Source organism: Paenibacillus sp. LjRoot153, assembly GCF_964253085.1.
Classification (GTDB): Bacteria; Bacillota; Bacilli; order Paenibacillales; family NBRC-103111; genus Paenibacillus_E.
On record NZ_CAXUQH020000001.1, the window covers coordinates 782,474 to 796,342 of the forward strand.

Sequence of the window (13,869 nt, forward strand, 5' to 3'; positions counted from 1 at the left end):
CGCCTTTTTCAAGGAGAAAGAGCATGTTAAGTACATGCTCTTTTTAATGTATTTTAAATTATTTCTTAAAATTAATATTTTCTGACTGTTTATTTCCATTTGCTTCTATCCAATTAATTGAGATGGAGTCTATACTTGAATAGATGTTTAATTCCTTGTCTTGTAGTTGTTGCGAAATAGTAAAAGTTTTGGAATATTTTCCATACGCGATAGAGATCATATCGCTAGAAGTATTTCTAGTATTTCCTTCTTCAATTTTTACTGAGTATTCTAATTGATTAGCTTCAGGACCACCCTTTTTAGTCAATTTCCCTAAATAACTTAATATTCCCTCGCTAGACTCAACTTCTAAAGAAAGATCCCAACTATCTGAATTTCCCTTAAGGAAAGTTAAATTGTTCGGAGCATTTAAAATCTCCCCAGCACTATTAAGTTTGATAATCCTTCTATTTTTGTCAGAGACATAGAAATTATCTTCATCACTAGCTATTAACTTCCCTTTCAGGAACTGATCACTAATTTGTATGTTTTCGACTTTAACTAAATTCATTATTTCCAGTGAATTCCCAAAGTATTTTCCTGTAAAATACATGGAAGAGGTGAAAAGGGGTGCAATTATTACAGTAAACAAGCTAATGACATAAATCCCGTAATAAATAGCTTCTTTGAAAGAAAATTCTTTTTTATTATCATTATTTTGCTTATTTGAATCAGATTCGGGAATTGGAGTATTATGTAAATGATTTACAACTGTTGATTGCCTTTTCTGCTTTCTGGAGCTTACTATCGATGTGATTTTTTTCATAAACTGAAAAAGAAATATGCAGGAAATTATAAAGGTGAATACAATCCAGATAAAATCCAAGTTTCGAAAGAGGATAAATTCTAATAAAGAAATGCCTAAAGAAATACTAAAACTGAAAGAAGCCAGTTTTATGTGGTTAATTAGGACATTAGTAAGTTTTATACTTAAAATAACTAATAATGCTCCTGTTAGGGGGCCTACATAAAAAAGAGCCACTTTAAGTATTTGGGTGAAACTAGTAGAAGTACTTGCATCAATGAAAATACAAAAAAGACTTAAAGAAGATGCAAATAAAAAATAAATAGTGCTGATTATTAAGAAACTCTTACCAAGACCTTTTAACAAAAACACTGAGGTGATGAATGCAATGATACCAGCAACTATGAAACCAGTTATGTAGCACGCTGTTTTATTTATCGGAACGAACAGTAGTAATATGTCTAGCAAGGAATTATCTGAATTACCGAAATATAATCCGTATAAAAATAAATATCCTATTATATAAAATATTGGAATTAGACCGATTAAACTAATAACAGCTTTTATAGAGTAGATTGATAAATTGCTAATAATGAATCTCTTCCATTGCTCTGGATTCATGGTCATTATTAGCTGATAGAATTTTAAATGCTTGAAAAGTTCCTTTTCTTTAATACCAAGAAGATCAGCCAGCTCTTTTGAAGATTTATTCTCAGTTATGAATTTTGTGGCGAGAAATTCCTTATATGTTTCATTGAATAAAGACTTAAAAGATTCTTCAAATCTAAAGTTAAGTTCACCATGGTAAATTTGACCAAACTCTCTTGAAAATGAAATTATAATCACCTCAAATAAGTTTTTTAGTTAATACAATTACTCCTCCACCAAATCCACAATCTCTCTAATATCCTTAATCCCCAACGCCTCCGCAATCCTTACAATATGACTAAAATTTATATTCTCACGCTTTCCATTCGCCAGCTCGCTAAGAGCTGCATGTCTCACATCCGATAATCTTGAAAGCTCACGTAAGGAGATATTATGTTTCTGGGTAAGTTCCGCGATTTTAACGACGACTTTTTTTGCCATAGGGGATCACCTTTCAATTGTTGAAGGTTGACTATACGCGATAACGTACCATATAATATTTTTAAAACTGGTACGCTTATGCGTATCATTTACTTCCGGAGGCGATCCCATGCACCCCATACAAACCCAATACCAATCCACCATCCAAGAAGAAGCCACACTCACGCAAAGAATCACCCTCTGCAAAATCTTCATCGACATCCTACTTGAATATATCTCCCACCACGCCGATTCTATTCACATCCTAACCGCTGAAGATATCGTCACGACGATCCACACGATGGCACAGGATCTCGATACGGAGCTGCTCCACGTCAGATTCGAGAAAGGGGTCCTCGAGAACAAACTCCACGGGTTGCAGCTGCAAGCCGATCTACCCACCGCCACTGTGCAATCCAGTTAATTTCCTCAAATCAGTGGTGGGGAAAGGTTGCATGGGTGAGTTGACTCATTCTTGACGAAATGAATAGATTAGTTCGAAGAACACCTGATACCAAATCAGGTGCTCTTTGCTTTTTAACTAAGCATTCTCATTACGCATCAATAATTTTAACTACTCATTCCCCACACTCCCCCAATATCCGCCAAATCTCCCTCTTACATTTCCCCTAAAGTCCCAATTTACACAAAATTATCCCCTTTTAACAATCCTCTCACAATCTTTTAACTCTTTGATAACAAAGTTCCAACAACGAACACAATCATGTTGAAATGATCATAATGTTTAACACTTTGAAAACAGACAAACTGTACTTTCCTGTCGTACCATGGCAATAGACAGATGAACTCAGCAAATAATCGAAGGTGAATAGGATGCGCAAGTGGCTCAAATTGTTGGTAAAGATAGGTCTTGTCCTTGTGATTATAGCCGGTGCGCTTTATTATTGGCTGCGTCCGCTTTTGGTCAGAATCGAAAGCACGACGCTGGCTAGCGGCATACATGTGAAGTTTAAGACCGAAGGAACGAATGTAGAAGAATACACGAATGAAGCCTGGCAGCCCTATTTTGCCAAGGGAATCAATATGGGGGCGACGATCCCAGGACATTTTCCTGGTGAGCTGGTCATTTCGGAGGACGAATATGAAAGATGGTTTGGCATGATTCAGGACATGGGGGCGAATGTGATTCGGGTGTATACGATCATGATGCCCGAGTTTTACGAGGCGCTCTCCAAATACAATATGAAACATCAGAAAAATCCGCTTTTCTTTCTTCAGGGCGTATGGAGCCCCGAGGAACAGCTGATTGAAGGGCAGGATGCCTTCGATCCCAAGATCAAGACGAAATTCGAGCAAGAGATTAAAGACGCGGTTGCAGCGGTCTATGGCAAGACGACACTCACGCCAGAGCCGCATTCGGGAAAAGCCGGAGGTGCCTATACCTATAATGCAGGTCCTTATCTCATGGGCTGGATTATTGGGACGGAATGGGATCCGAAGATGGTGAAGGGGACCAATGATTTGCATAAGGACACCCCAGACTATGACGGGAAATATTTCCGAAATAAACCGGGAGCGAGCGCTTTTGAAAAGTGGCTGGCCTTGATGGTCGACACGGCGGCGCAAACGGAAATTCAGTATGGCTGGCAGCATCCGATGGCTTTCGCCAATTGGGTGACGACGGATCCGCTTGCACATCCGGGCGAGCCGCTCATCGAAGAAGATCTGGTTAGTGTTGATCCAACGCATATTGAGGCAGTGAATTGGGAAGCGGGCTATTTTGCCTCGTATCATGTGTATCCGTATTATCCGGATTTCTTTGCATTTGATAAGTCGTTTCAGGAAAAGACCAATAGCAAAGGGGAAGTCGATAGTTACTACACGTATCTGAATAAATTAAAAGAAGCACATCCCAATCTGCCGGTCATGGTTACGGAGTATGGCGTGCCGGCTTCCTTGGGCGTAGCCCACTTGGGTACGCTCGGCCGCAATCAAGGCGGTCATAGCGAGAAGCAGCAGGGAGAGATCGATGCAGAATTACTGCAGCAGATTCACGGGACCGGCTACGCCGGAGCGATTTTGTTCACGTGGCAGGACGAATGGTTTAAGAAGACGTGGAACACGCAACGCTACGATGAAGCGGATCGTCGGGCGTACTGGTATAACACGCTGACGAATGAGTCTTTCTTCGGGGTACTCGGGATGTTCCCGGGCAAAGACGAAGCGATTCACATCGATGGGGATGCCTCGGATTGGAACAAGCTAAAGGATAAGACGAAGCTCGATGTGCAGGCTCCTGGCTTTGAGGAGATTTGGGCCACGCATGACGAAGGTTACCTGTACTTACAGGCCAAGCTATCTGAGCCATTTGACCCGTCCAAGGAAAGTATCTATTTCGGGGCGGATACACTGCCCGGTGGTAATCGCCATGGACCGGAGCTTCACGGCATGCTACTTGATGAAGGATTGGAAACGTTAATCGAGCTGTCGGATGAAAATAAAAGCCGCATAAAGATCGCTTCCAATTACGATATCCACGCTAGAATGTATGAGCGTTCCGGGCTGCCGGATATTGATCCGAAGGAAAAGCAGGATGACTCGGGGATTTTCAAGCCTTGGAAGCTGGCTGTCAATTATCTGCTGGAACATCCCGACTCCCGGGTGGACCACCCCTTCGGGGATGTAGAGGTTGGCCTTTTAGAGAGAGGCTACAGTGATCCGTCGCGTGCCGAATACAATTCGAAGGCGATGTGGCAAGTGCAAGGGCAGGTACTCGAAATGCGTATACCGTGGATGCTGCTGGGATTCAACGATCCAAGCTCTCTGAGCGTTATCAACTACAAACAGCCGAGTAACAATAAATTTGAAATGACGCACGTGAAAGGTGTTCGCTTTGTTCCATGGATTGTGAAGAATGATGGGGTCGTTGGTCGGGATAATTCGGCTGCAGCGCAACCTATTCCGGTGTCCACGATGCCGCTATACACATGGCAGGGCTGGGAAGATAAGGTGAATTACGTGGAACGACCGAAACAAAGTTACTACATGATGAAAGAAGCGTTGCATAAGATCAACGGACCCGTTACCAGTACCGTTCCATCGAGCAGTTAAAGAAGAGGAGAGTGCAGGTGTGTACACCAATCTTAATGCAGCCATACAAGCGTTATATATTATTTTGGCTTTTAATCTGGTTTGTGTGGTCATCATTTATGCCATCAAGGTGAGAAGTATAAGAAGGAGAAAGCTGAACGACCGATTCCAAACAAAGTTTAAGGATTACCTGACGTATGTGCAAGCGAATCTGGATGGGGTAGAGCCGTTAAGAGTACCTCCCTGGACGATGAATCCGGTGGAGAGGGAGGCGATGCAGGAGAAGCTGAATGATATGATGGAAATCTTCTCAGGCGAACAGCGGCACAAACTGGCTCAGCTTTGCGTAGATCTGGGGCTCGTGCAGCACCATTTGGAACGCTTTAATAGCCGAACATATCGGGTGAAGCTGGATGCCGCGTATCATTTGGGATGCATGCGGGTGAAGGAGGCGGTACCGGCTTTACTGGATATGTTAAAGGAGCATCCTCTCGATTCGTCGCTGTTTGTGGTAGCCCGAGCTGTTGCCAAGTGTGCCCGTAGCCAGCAAGAGCTCGGAGCCATGGTTCAGACGCTGCTTCAGCACAACAAGAAATGCTACGAACTGATTGTGGATATGATCGCCGATTCGGAAGTGGATGCCGGTTCCTTGTACACGGGCTATGTGAGTCGTCAGGATCCAGCTTACGTTCGGATTGGGCTGATTGGGCTCAATGTCTACACCGATCCGGCAGCAGCTTCTGCGGTTTATCGTCTTATGGATTCCAAGCACGAAGACATTCAAATTAAAGCGGTGGAGTTGTATCTGAAAAGCTCCCGTCTGCTGCCTAGAAACGTTGTTAGCAAGCTGCTGAGTCATCCCAATCTGGGCATTCGTCGATTGACGATCGAGGCTTTGGCCAACATCAAGAATACGGCTTACGTCGAGCTGATGAAAACCAGTCTGAGCGACGCCGATCAGCGAATCGTGTACTCGTCGGCCAAAGGGCTGCTCCATTTGGGAGAAGCAGGTATGGTGGCGCTTTGTGAAAGTGCAGCAGCGGTTCAAGGTAAGGAACGTGGGCAGTTCATGCAGCAGCTGATTGATGATGAGATCAAGCATCTGTCGATGCAGCTGCATAATTGGGATAAGCTCATGCAATATAACACACTGATGTACACCTATGACAAAGTATTTCACAGGTCTAAACGGTTATATCGTGTCGTATAGGAGGGTTGCGTAAACATGTGGGTTTTCGGATATCAAGTGGTGTTGGATTCATTCCTAAAAGGACTAAGGGAGTTTTTGTTCTATTACAGCTATGCCGCGCTCTTTTACGTTATTCTTGTCACCCTGCTCTATTATTTCATTTTCGGATTTTCGATTCGGCATATTTTCTCGATTAAGCGGGGAATCCAATACAATCGGATCAATAAGCTATCCAGTTCCAGCCAGCTCCCGCCAGTTTCCCTGTTGGTACCGGCCTATAACGAGGAGTTAACCATTATTGAGAACGTAAGGTCACTGCTGGCGCTCAATTATTCGGAATATGAGGTGATCGTCGTCAATGACGGTTCACAAGATGGGACCTTGAAGTGCATGATTGAAGAATTCAAGCTTGAGCTCCTTCATCCGGTACTGTCCAGCTCCATTAAGACCGGAAAAGTCAGAGGGGTGTACCATAATTCCGAGTATCCCAATCTATATTTGGTAGATAAAGTGAATGGCGGGAAGGCAGATTCGTTAAACGCAGGTATTAATCTTTCCCACTATGCGTTGGTCTCCACGATTGATGCGGACTCTTTGCTTGAAAAGGACGCCTTAACGCGGATTGCCCGGGTCTACATGGAGAACCCCGAGGAGACGGTCGCCGTTGGGGGCAATGTTCGAATCGTGAACAGCTGTACGGTGGAAGACGGCATTGTGAAGGATGTTCAATTTCCTCGTAAGCTGCTGCCGGCATTGCAAAACGTCGAGTATACGAAAGCCTTCCTCGGGGGCAGGATCGGCTGGAGCGCGGTCAATGGTCTCATTATTATCTCGGGTGCCTTCGGTGTGTTTCAAAAGGAAAAGATCATCGCCGTCGGCGGTTACCGTGGAGGCTACCCCGGTGAAGATATGAACATTGTCATTAAGCTTCACCGTTACTGCTTGGACAATAAAATTCCCTACCGGGTAGCGTTTTGCCCAGATGCTGTTTGCTGGACACAAGCCCCTGATTCGTACCGGATCTTGAGCAGCCAGCGTAAGCGCTGGGGGCGGGGGAATCTGAAAAATATGATTGAAGAAGGTATTCACATGGTGCTGCGTCCGAAATACAAAATATTTGGGCTGCTGACACTTCCCTATAACATTGTGTTTGAAACACTGAATCCGTATTTCCGCCTCAGCGGCCTATTGGCTATATTGGGCTACTGGATGCTGAATATGACGGATTGGTACACCGTTGTTATCTTTTCGTTAGTCAATTTATTCTCCTGTTTTGCCTTAAGCCTGGGGGCCTTGTTTATTGAAGAAACGGCCTTCAGCCGATATCCCAAGCTGCGTGACCTGAACAAAATGATCTTGTATTCACTCTTGATGTTTGCGGGTTATCGGCAAATTGGTGTTTGGTGGAGATTAAACGGACATGTCCAATTCCTGCGAAATAACAATTCGTGGGGAACGATGGTCCGTACTAATTTTAATAAATAGATAAGAGGAGTGGAGAAGATGGCGGTATTAGTTCATGATCCGATTCAAGAAGCCATGTTGCAATTAGCAGAAAAGGTTCAGGTTTCCTATGAAAAGGGTGCTCCATGCGGGATGATCCTTGCGCCATGCGCAGCGGTGGGCCAGAAGGTACTGGAACAAATGGAATCCTATGTGAGCGGCTTTGATCCGGAGGCATCTCTTCATTGCTTCTACATGGATCCAAGCGGCCTTCTGGGAATCGTTTTGTCTGGGCAAAAGCTTATTAATACCCACTATGCATCGCTCGTACTCAAAGAGTTCCTAGACCAGCAAGATTTGCTCGAAGGTCAGACGGTCGTCGCCAGTTTCCCGGAGAGTGGGGAGCTGACGGAACAATCGATGTCACAGATGCTCCAGACGACGCTGCTAGGGAAAGGGGAGAGCCGAGATATTCACCTGTTCATGAATCATGGCGTTCAGCAGGGAATTACATCGATTCTCATTGCCGATCCGGACGAGGTGAGCAGAGAGTTCGTCAAGCTGCGTCTTGAGATCAACGGTTACAAGGTAGAAGAGGCCAAGGATGGCAGTGAAGCGCTCGAGAAATTTGAGAGAACGATGCCGAACTTGGTGATCACGGAGCTGAACCTGCCAATTCTTGACGGATACCAGTTAATCGACAAAATCAAGAGGGATTATGACGGCGAAGGACAAGTCATCGTTCTTACGGATAAGCAGCTGCCGAAAAGTATGGACCGTGCCTTTGAATTAGGCGCATCCGATTATGTGACGAAGCCCTTCTCCATTTCGGAGCTGGAGTGGAGAATCAAAAAACTGAGTTCCCGTCTGAGCTAATAAACGAGATAACGTGAGAGGGTGTAATCATAATGAACGCATATAACCAATTAAAATATAAATTTCAGACAAAAACGGCCGAAATCGGGGTCATCGGTCTCGGCTATGTAGGGCTGCCTCTATGCATGGAGATGGCGAAGGGCGGATTTACGGTATACGGCATCGATCTCGATTTCCGGAAGGTAGAGTCACTTCAAAGCGGCCAATCGTATATTCAAGACGTTCCGAGCGAAGAAGTGGCGAACGCGATTGAGTCCGGCCGGTTTATTCCGACCGACGACTACCATACGGTTCAAAGGCTGGATGCGATCTCCATCTGCGTACCGACGCCACTCAGTGAAAACCAAGATCCGGATACCTCTTATATTCAGAGTGTAGTCCGGGAGATCAAGAAAAATCTCAAGCGCGGAGCTTTGATTATCCTGGAGAGCACCACCTATCCAGGAACGACGGAGGAGCTCATCCAGTTTGAGCTGGAAGCGCAAGGACTCAAGGTGGGCAAGGATTTCTTCCTCTGCTTCTCGCCGGAGCGGGTCGATCCGGGTAATCCCAAATTCAACACGTTTAATACGCCAAAGGTTATCGGTGGTACGACGGAATCGTGTATCGACCTCGGTGTTACCTTATACAGCCATGTAGTGAAGGACGTTGTTCCTGTCTCCTCGCCGAAAGTAGCGGAGATGTCTAAGTTGCTGGAGAATACGTTTCGCAGTATTAACATTGCGTTCATTAACGAAATGGCCATGATGTGCGACAAAATGGACATTGACGTCTGGGAAGTCATCAAAGCTGCGTCGACAAAGCCGTTTGGCTTTATGCCGTTCCATCCGGGACCTGGCATCGGCGGTCACTGCATTCCGCTGGATCCGATGTATTTATCGTGGAAAGCGAAGGAATTCCGCTTCTACAGCAAGTTCATCGAACTCGCACAATCTATTAATGATAATATGCCGGAGTATGTCCGATATAAAGCTTCGCAGATTCTCAATATGTATGCGAAATCCATCCGCAATTCGAAGATTCTTATTCTAGGTATGGCGTATAAGCCGGATGTGGATGATCTCCGTGAATCGCCGGGGCTGGAGTTGTACGAGCTTCTTCGGGAGAGCGGAGCTAAAGTGGACTATTACGATCCACATGCCGTTTCCTTCCTCGATAAAGATGGTGAGACGGTACAATCTGTGAACTACGATCTGTCCGCTTTTGCCGAATATGACGGCATGGTGCTCATCACGAATCACCGCTGCTTCAACAACCGTGAACTCGCGGAGCTTGGTGTGCCGATCATCGATACGCGCAATGCTTTTGTAGATATTCAAGGGGACAATATTTATAGATTGGGTACGGGTATTCGCAAGCGAGAAGTGAGGCTCGCCGTAGGCGTTTAAACTCAGCATAGAAGAGAGAGGGGAAAACAACGATGTGTGGCATTGTAGGATATATTGGAAAGCGGGACGTACAGCCGATTCTACTGAACGGATTAAGCAAGCTGGAGTACAGAGGGTATGATTCCGCGGGGATCGCTGTACTGGTGCAGGATCAGGTCAAGATTAGCAAGGCGGAAGGACGTCTGGCCAACTTATCGGTTCAGCTGGATAAGCAGCCATTGAAAGGATCGATGGGTATCGGGCATACGCGATGGGCTACGCACGGTAGACCGTCGGATGTCAACTCCCATCCCCATTCGGATATGTCGGGTAAATTCACTGTGGTGCATAACGGCATCGTGGAAAACTATATGGAGTTGAAAATAGAGCTGGAGCAAAAAGGCATCACTTTCGCTTCCGAGACCGACACCGAGGTGATTGCTCACTTGCTGGCCGAGCATTATGAAGGCGACCTCTTCACCGCCATGCTTGCGGTCATTCAGAGACTGCAGGGCTCTTATTCACTTGGTGTCATGACGGAGTATGAGCCGGATAAGCTTGTCGCGGTCAGACAATCGAGTCCGCTTGTGATTGGTGTGGGTCAGGGAGAATACTTCATGGCTTCGGACATCTCTGCGCTTATTGAGCATACCCGTGAGGTCTATATCTTGGAGGATGGCGATTTGGCCATCCTTACACAGGAGGGTGTCTCCATCACGAAGGTTGAGACAGGAGAGCCAGCGACGTGTAAGCTGCTGCATATTGATTGGAGCGCAGATCAGGTCGAGAAGGGGCCGTTTGAGCACTTCATGCTGAAGGAAATTCACGAACAGCCGTTAACGCTGCGCAATACGATGCTCGGGCGCATCAACGACCAGAACGACGTGATTTTCCCAGAATTAGCACACGCATCAGGCGCGTTTCAACATGTGGATAAAATCTTTATCGTAGCTTGTGGTACCGCCTACCATGCCGGACTAGTCGGTAGCACGGTCCTTGAGAAGCTAACACGAATCCCGGTTCAGTACGATATCGCATCAGAGTTCAGATATCGTGACCCGATCATCACGGAGCGAACGCTCGTTATCGTCGTGAGCCAATCTGGGGAGACAGCGGATACGCTTGCTGCTATGCAAGAGAGCAGAAGACAAGGTGCTAAAGTACTGGCAATTACGAATGTGCCAACCAGTTCTGTGGCGCGAGATGCGGATTATGTCATCGCAACGAAGGCTGGCCCGGAAATTGCCGTGGCATCGACCAAAGCGTATACCGCTCAGCTGCTCGCCTTCTATTTGTTCAGCATTTACTTGGCCCAGGAAAGACAGACGCTGACTACCGAGCTTCATACGAAGCTGATCCAAGGCTTGAAGGCCCTTCCCGTTCAGGTGGAGAAGGTGCTGGAAAATGCCAACGAGGTGAAGCTGTATGCCGAATCGATCAAAGATGCGGACAGCCTATTCTTTATCGGAAGAGGCTTGGACTACGCCGTTGCGTTGGAGGGTTCTCTCAAATTAAAGGAAATCTCTTATATCCACTCGGAGGCTTATGCAGCCGGAGAGCTCAAGCACGGCACATTGGCACTGATCGAGAAGGATACGCCGGTGATTGCCCTGGCTACACATATGGACTTGTACGAGAAAACAGTTAGCAATATTAAAGAAGTTAAAGCTCGTGGCGCACATGTCATGGGGATTACGGTGGAAGGCAATGTGGGACTGCTGAATAGCGTCGATGAAATCTGCTTTATCCCACCGTCCCACCATCTCCTGGCACCGATATTGGCCGTCGTGCCGCTTCAGTTAATCTCCTATTATGCCTCCCTGGCTCTGGAGAACGATATTGATAAACCGCGCAACTTGGCCAAAAGCGTGACAGTTGAATAACCATCCAGAGGGGAGCTGAACCACGCATGGAAGCATTCGCTATTTTGTTAGCTGCAGGGAAGGGCACACGGATGAAGTCGGAGCTGCCCAAAGTGCTTCATCCCGTCGGAGGCGTACCGATGATCGCCCGTTTGGTGGGCAAGCTGGAAGCGATGCCGATCACTAGGATCTTGGCCGTGATTGGTCATCGGGGAGAGCTGGTAAAGAAGTGCTTGGGAGCGCGGGTTACTTACGTCCAGCAGGAGGATCAGCTTGGAACGGCACATGCCGTTCATCAGACTGAGCCTCTGCTCCGTAACCGCAGTGGCTCGACTTTGGTGCTTACGGGTGATACGCCGCTCATCAGGCAATCCACCATTGAAATGCTGCTGGCGGCCCAGCGGGCACACACAAGCGCTGGTGTGGTGTTGACCGCGATTGTTCCCGATCCAACCGGGTATGGAAGAATTATCCGAAATCCTACAAGCGGCGAAGTTGTCGATATCATTGAAGAGAAAGACGCAACGGCTGAGCAGAAACGGATTAACGAAATTAACACAGGGATTTTCTGTTTCGATAATGAAAGCTTGTTTCAAGCGCTCCCTGGCATTTCCAATCACAATGCGCAGCAGGAGTACTACTTGACCGATATCGTGAAGGTCATGCGACAGACCGGTATTGCCGGTGGCCAGAAGAAATTCGAGGCGATGATCCTAGACGATCCGACAGAAGTGATGGGAATTAACACTCCTGAACAATTGGAGGAGGCGAATCGAGCCTTTTATGAACACATGGGGATTTTTTCCTAACAAGTGATAGGGAGGAGAGCTGATATGGGAACTATTTTCGGTACAGATGGCGTCAGAGGGGTTGCCAATCGCGAGTTAACGCCAGAGCTGGCTTTTGAATTAGGGCTTATTGTTGGCTACATGCTGACGCGCAGCTGTGAAGGTAAACGGCCCACCGTCGTCATAGGACGGGATACCCGTATCTCCGGGCACATGCTAGAAGCAGCTTTGGCTGCCGGGTTGTTATCTGCCGGGGCGGATGCCGTAAGGCTGGGCGTTATACCGACGCCAGGTGTGGCTTATGTCACACGGCAATCAGGTATGGATGCAGGGGTGATGATCTCCGCATCTCATAATCCGGTGGAGGATAACGGGATTAAATTTTTTGGCAGGGACGGCTTCAAAATGCCGGATGCGTGGGAAGCGGAAGTCGAGAGCCGCTTACAGGGTGACGAGCATCGGATTTCCCGCCCTACGGGAGCGGGAATTGGCACCCTGCGTGATGATCCGCAGGGCGCTCAGGACTATGTGAGCTACTTGAAGTCGACGGCTGCGACACCGCTGTCAGGATGCAAAATCGTGCTCGATTGTGCGAACGGGGCGGCTTCCTTCCTAGCTCCGCAGCTATTCGCGGAACTGGGAGCGGAGACTATTCTATTGCATCATCAGCCAGACGGTTTAAATATTAATCAGGATTGCGGCTCAACGCACCCAGAGCATTTGCGTAAGGCCGTGCTGGAACAGGGGGCTCATGCGGGACTTGCGTTCGACGGTGATGCGGACCGGCTGATTGCGGTTGATGAACGAGGCGAGATTCTGGATGGGGATCACATCCTCTATATCCTTGCCGCTCGACTGGCCAAGCAGGGATGTTTGATTCAAAACACTGTCGTTTCTACCGTCATGAGCAACCTTGGTTTTCATCAAGCGCTGCAAACTATCGGTCTCGACTCGTTAAAAAGCAAGGTCGGAGACCGGCATGTCATGGAAGTCATGCGTGGTGGCGGGTACAACTTGGGCGGTGAGTCCTCCGGACATATCATTTTACTGGATCATTCCACGACAGGGGATGGCCTGTTATCGGCCGTTCAACTGCTGCAGGTCATGCTACAAGAAGGGAAGCCTTTGTCCGAACTGGTGTCCCCCGTTGTCAAATACCCTCAGCTGGTGGTTAATGTGCGTGTGAACCATAAATCCAAGCTAGAAGGCAATCGTCGCATTGATACCGTCATACGTCAGGTGGAAAGTGAGATGGCCGGCCGTGGCCGTGTATTGGTACGGCCTTCGGGCACGGAATCACTCGTGCGTGTGATGGCGGAGGGACCGGATGAAAGGGAGTTGTCCGGTTATGTGGAAGGCATTGTAGAGGTGGTAAAGGAAGAGCTTGAATATAGCGTGGTTTAATCCGTTCGTCCCTATGAGAAAGACGATTGTATGCTTG

The 13,869-nt window shown here is 47.2% G+C and carries 11 protein-coding genes; 9 read left to right on the forward strand and 2 right to left on the reverse strand.

Features of this window, described 5'->3' with window-relative positions; genetic code table 11:
• Positions 1 to 58: 58 nt before the first annotated feature.
• Both ACSQ8P_RS03550 and ACSQ8P_RS03555 read right to left on the reverse strand, forming a co-directional pair.
• On the reverse strand, positions 59 to 1,630 hold the full coding sequence (locus tag ACSQ8P_RS03550; RefSeq protein ID WP_436233929.1) for a hypothetical protein: 1,572 nt from the start codon (positions 1,628 to 1,630) through the stop codon (positions 59 to 61).
• A gap of 27 nt (positions 1,631 to 1,657) precedes the next feature.
• Positions 1,658 to 1,873: a helix-turn-helix domain-containing protein gene (locus tag ACSQ8P_RS03555; protein ID WP_436233930.1), complete on the reverse strand. Its 216-nt coding sequence runs from the start codon at positions 1,871 to 1,873 to the stop codon at positions 1,658 to 1,660.
• A 109-nt stretch (positions 1,874 to 1,982) separates the two neighbouring features.
• Between ACSQ8P_RS03555 and ACSQ8P_RS03560 the strand changes: the two genes are divergently transcribed.
• The 9 genes from ACSQ8P_RS03560 (at position 1,983) to glmM (ending at position 13,832) form a co-directional block, all read left to right on the forward strand.
• Positions 1,983 to 2,276, forward strand: a complete 294-nt coding sequence (locus tag ACSQ8P_RS03560) for a hypothetical protein (protein WP_436233931.1) — start codon at positions 1,983 to 1,985, stop codon at positions 2,274 to 2,276.
• A 410-nt stretch (positions 2,277 to 2,686) separates the two neighbouring features.
• Positions 2,687 to 4,924 carry a hypothetical protein gene (locus tag ACSQ8P_RS03565; RefSeq protein ID WP_436233932.1) on the forward strand — a complete coding sequence of 746 codons (2,238 nt, stop codon included), beginning with the start codon at positions 2,687 to 2,689 and terminating at the stop codon, positions 4,922 to 4,924.
• 19 nt (positions 4,925 to 4,943) lie between these two features.
• Entirely contained in the window at positions 4,944 to 6,113 is a 1,170-nt protein-coding gene (locus ACSQ8P_RS03570; RefSeq protein WP_436233933.1) for a HEAT repeat domain-containing protein, read from the forward strand.
• Positions 6,114 to 6,128: 15 nt separating this feature from the next.
• Complete coding sequence (locus ACSQ8P_RS03575; RefSeq protein ID WP_436233934.1) at positions 6,129 to 7,577, forward strand: glycosyltransferase family 2 protein; 1,449 nt, start codon at positions 6,129 to 6,131, stop codon at positions 7,575 to 7,577.
• Between the two features lie 18 nt (positions 7,578 to 7,595).
• Positions 7,596 to 8,411 (forward strand): response regulator, encoded by an 816-nt coding sequence (locus tag ACSQ8P_RS03580; protein WP_436233935.1) that lies wholly within the window; start codon positions 7,596 to 7,598, stop codon positions 8,409 to 8,411.
• Positions 8,412 to 8,443: 32 nt separating this feature from the next.
• Positions 8,444 to 9,799 (forward strand): nucleotide sugar dehydrogenase, encoded by a 1,356-nt coding sequence (locus tag ACSQ8P_RS03585; RefSeq protein ID WP_436233936.1) that lies wholly within the window; start codon positions 8,444 to 8,446, stop codon positions 9,797 to 9,799.
• A gap of 32 nt (positions 9,800 to 9,831) precedes the next feature.
• Positions 9,832 to 11,661, forward strand: a complete 1,830-nt coding sequence (gene glmS / locus ACSQ8P_RS03590; RefSeq protein WP_436233937.1) for a glutamine--fructose-6-phosphate transaminase (isomerizing) — start codon at positions 9,832 to 9,834, stop codon at positions 11,659 to 11,661.
• A gap of 26 nt (positions 11,662 to 11,687) precedes the next feature.
• Entirely contained in the window at positions 11,688 to 12,449 is a 762-nt protein-coding gene (locus ACSQ8P_RS03595; RefSeq protein ID WP_436233938.1) for an NTP transferase domain-containing protein, read from the forward strand.
• Between the two features lie 24 nt (positions 12,450 to 12,473).
• Positions 12,474 to 13,832, forward strand: a complete 1,359-nt coding sequence (gene glmM, locus ACSQ8P_RS03600; RefSeq protein ID WP_436233939.1) for a phosphoglucosamine mutase — start codon at positions 12,474 to 12,476, stop codon at positions 13,830 to 13,832.
• Positions 13,833 to 13,869 lie beyond the last annotated feature (37 nt).

What these genes read in the sequence shown, in the direction of transcription:
- ACSQ8P_RS03575 (WP_436233934.1), top strand. Translation starts at nt 6,129, where the DNA reads ATGTGGGTTTTCGGATATCAAGTGGTGTTGGATTCATTCCTAAAAGGA.
- ACSQ8P_RS03560 (WP_436233931.1), top strand. Translation starts at nt 1,983, where the DNA reads ATGCACCCCATACAAACCCAATACCAATCCACCATCCAAGAAGAAGCC.
- ACSQ8P_RS03585 (WP_436233936.1), top strand. Translation starts at nt 8,444, where the DNA reads ATGAACGCATATAACCAATTAAAATATAAATTTCAGACAAAAACGGCC.
- ACSQ8P_RS03580 (WP_436233935.1), top strand. Translation starts at nt 7,596, where the DNA reads ATGGCGGTATTAGTTCATGATCCGATTCAAGAAGCCATGTTGCAATTA.
- glmS (WP_436233937.1), top strand. Translation starts at nt 9,832, where the DNA reads ATGTGTGGCATTGTAGGATATATTGGAAAGCGGGACGTACAGCCGATT.
- ACSQ8P_RS03555 (WP_436233930.1), bottom strand. Translation starts at nt 1,873, where the DNA reads ATGGCAAAAAAAGTCGTCGTTAAAATCGCGGAACTTACCCAGAAACAT.
- glmM (WP_436233939.1), top strand. Translation starts at nt 12,474, where the DNA reads ATGGGAACTATTTTCGGTACAGATGGCGTCAGAGGGGTTGCCAATCGC.
- ACSQ8P_RS03565 (WP_436233932.1), top strand. Translation starts at nt 2,687, where the DNA reads ATGCGCAAGTGGCTCAAATTGTTGGTAAAGATAGGTCTTGTCCTTGTG.
- ACSQ8P_RS03595 (WP_436233938.1), top strand. Translation starts at nt 11,688, where the DNA reads ATGGAAGCATTCGCTATTTTGTTAGCTGCAGGGAAGGGCACACGGATG.